At 38.7% G+C, this 1,239-nt stretch carries 1 protein-coding gene; it reads right to left on the bottom strand.

Going from position 1 to position 1,239, the window contains the following annotated elements; genetic code table 11:
* A protein-coding gene (locus AAEO50_RS21060) for an IS3 family transposase (RefSeq protein ID WP_425383240.1) occupies positions 1-1,239 on the bottom strand; the annotation gives its coding sequence in 2 pieces (ribosomal slippage) (positions 1-860 and positions 860-1,239; 1,240 coding nt annotated over the 2 pieces). This gene is flagged as partial in the annotation.

Consider the following 1,239-nt stretch of genomic DNA (forward strand, 5'->3'; position numbering starts at 1 on the left):
TACTGGACTTTTCCGTTTCAACCTTGATTTAATTCTCAAATGGTTGTAGTAATGCATGTATTGAGCAAGTTCGTCTTTAAAGTGCTCGATACTATCAAATTCTTGTAGATGAAGGAATTCGGATTTTAGGATTCCAAAAAAGTTTTCCATAACAGAGTTGTCATAACAGTTTCCTTTACGAGACATACTTTGGGTGATGTTGTGTTCCTTCAGTGCCCTTCGGTACTGGGCCATTCTGTAGTGCCAACCCTGGTCGGAATGAATTAAGAGCTCGTCACCTTCGTTCACGTGTTTTAAACCTTGTGCTAACATTGTTTCAACCAAATCAAATGTCGGCCTTGATTGAATCGTGTAGGTGATAATTTCGCCGTTAAACAAATCTAAAATCGGCGATAAATATAGTTTCTGTCCGAACAATTTAAATTCTGTAATGTCCGTCACCCACTTTTGGTTAGGTTTTTCGGCACTAAAGTTACGGTTTAAGATGTTTGGAGCTGTTTTTCCGACTTCTCCTTTATACGATTCGTACTTTTTCATTCGCACAATGCATTTAAGTCCGAGGTCTCTCATAATTCGAAGTACTTTCTTTTTATTGATCGAATATCCTTTTTCCTGGAGAACGTCGGTAATGCGACGGTAACCAAACCTACCTGAATGTCTATGGTAAATGAAATTTATTCTTCTTTTCCACTTACGATCAGGATCTGGTTGGTCCCACTTTTTTATGAGATTGTAGTAAGTGCTTTTGGGCATCTTAGCTACTTGAATTGTTTTAGTCACCGGGAATTCGTTCCTTAGTTCATATACTACTTTCGCTTTGATTTCGTTGGTGATTGTTCTTCCTGAACTAAGGCTTTCAGCTTTTTTAAATAGGCATTCTCCATACGAAGGTATTCAAGTTCTTTTTTCATATCTTCTACCGACAGGTCAGAAGAGTTGTCTTTGACTTTTTTATTCTTATGATTAGAAGTCATTGTAGAGAGCCCCTTTCCTTTAAGTTCAAGGGCATCTTCTCCAGCTGTCTCCCACTTTTTCTTCCACCTGCGTACCATACATGGGTCTGGAATATGAAAAATAGCTGATGCCTCTCGAATGGAGTAATTCGTTTCCGTAATAAATTGAATTACCCTCAGTTTAAAGGCAGAAGGATAGTTTGTATAGGGAAAGGTAAAAGCTTGATCCCCGTGGTGACGAACTAACATCACCCAGTAACGGAGAATGGAATCATGAACACCTACT

It is taken from the genome of Rossellomorea oryzaecorticis (assembly GCF_038405515.1).
Classification (GTDB): domain Bacteria; phylum Bacillota; class Bacilli; order Bacillales; family Bacillaceae_B; genus Rossellomorea; species Rossellomorea oryzaecorticis_A.